The organism is Streptomyces avicenniae (genome assembly GCF_000719135.1).
GTDB lineage: Bacteria > Actinomycetota > Actinomycetes > Streptomycetales > Streptomycetaceae > Streptomyces > Streptomyces avicenniae.
This window is the reverse complement of the sequence record NZ_JOEK01000030.1, coordinates 1-1,349: the sequence shown is the minus strand read 5'-3', so window position 1 is coordinate 1,349 and position 1,349 is coordinate 1. Positions and strand designations below refer to the sequence as shown.

Below are 1,349 nucleotides of genomic sequence, written 5' to 3'. Positions count from 1 at the left end.
CAACTCGTACTCACGAGGCGACACCTCGTAATCCACGAACGTCCCCGGCAACACCGGCTCACCCACATGCCCCGACGCCACCTCGATCGCCGCCTCACCGCGCCGGTTCTGGCGGGGGACGGGCCGGGAGGTCGCGCCGTCGAGGTGGTCGCGCAGCGCCTGGGAGCGTTCGGCGAGGGCGGTGACCGCGTCGAGCGGGAGGGCCAGCACGGTGCAGCGCGTGCGGGCGGTGAGGCTGTGCGGCCACTCGGTGTCGCCGGTGAGGGCGGCGTCGCCGTCGAAGTCGCCGTCGGCGAGGACGCCGAGGCTGCGTTCCGCGTCGTAGGGCCCTGGGGCGAGCCGCTGGACCTTGCCGTGGGCGATGAGGAGTACTTCGGTGACGGGGGTGCCGCCCGCGGCGATGACGTCGCCGGGCGCGTACTCGCGCTGGACGCAGCGCTCGGCGAGCGCCGTCAGCGTGTCCTCGTCGTCGAAGCCCTGGAGCGGGGGCAGTTCGGTCAGTTCCGCGGGGATGACGGTGACCCGCGTGCCGGTGGTGACGAACTCGACACGGCCGTTCCCCAGCGTGTACGTCAGGCGGCGGTTCACGCGGAACGTCCCGCCGGAGACCTGCGTCCAGGGAAGGACCTTGAGCAGCCACCGGGACGAGACGGCCTGCATCTGCGGCGGCGTCTTGGTGGTGGTGGCGAGGTTGCGTGCGGCGGCCGTGTCCAGGCTGGACAGCGGCGGATTCTGCTGGGCGTTCACGGGATGTGCCTTCCATGGGCGGTCCTGGCACGGACGCGGCGAGGCGCGGCGGACCGGTACGCGGTGCGGAAAGAAGAATGCATTCTTCGGAGAATTCCGGCCCGGAAACGGGCACGTCCTCCAGGATGCCGAGGGCGTCGGGGACGAGGACGGCGGCGGAGTAGTAGGCGCTGACCAGGTAGGAGATGACCGCCTGGTCGTTGATCCCCATGTAGCGCACGGAGAGGCCGGGCTGGTACTCGTCCGGGATGCCGGTGCGGTGCAGGCCGACGACGCCCTGCCGTTCACCGGTGCGCAGCGCGAGGAAGGAGCTGGTGCCCTCGGGCGTCACGGGGATCTTGTTGCACGGCAGGACGGGCACGCCGCGCCAGGCGGGCACCGCGTGGCCCCCCAGGGAGACGGTGTCCGGGTAGAGGCCGCGGCTGCTGCACTCGCGGCCGAACGCGGCGATGGCCTTGGGGTGGGCGAGGACGACGCTCGGCTCCTTCCAGACGGTCGCGAGGAGTTCGTCGAGGTCGTCGGGGGTGGGCGGGCCGGTACGGGTGTGGATGCGCTGCCGCACGTCCGCGTTGTGCAACAACCCGAACTCCCGGCTGTTCACC

General features: G+C 71.8%; 1 protein-coding gene and 1 pseudogene. Both read right to left on the bottom strand.

What is annotated here, in order from left to right; genetic code table 11:
• Positions 1 to 747 (bottom strand): cyclic nucleotide-binding domain-containing protein (locus tag IF27_RS29605; RefSeq protein ID WP_223291264.1); only part of this gene is annotated, 747 nt, incomplete at its 3' end.
• Between the two features lie 106 nt (positions 748 to 853).
• A pseudogene (locus IF27_RS31750) lies at positions 854 to 1,349 on the bottom strand (Crp/Fnr family transcriptional regulator); the annotation flags it as partial.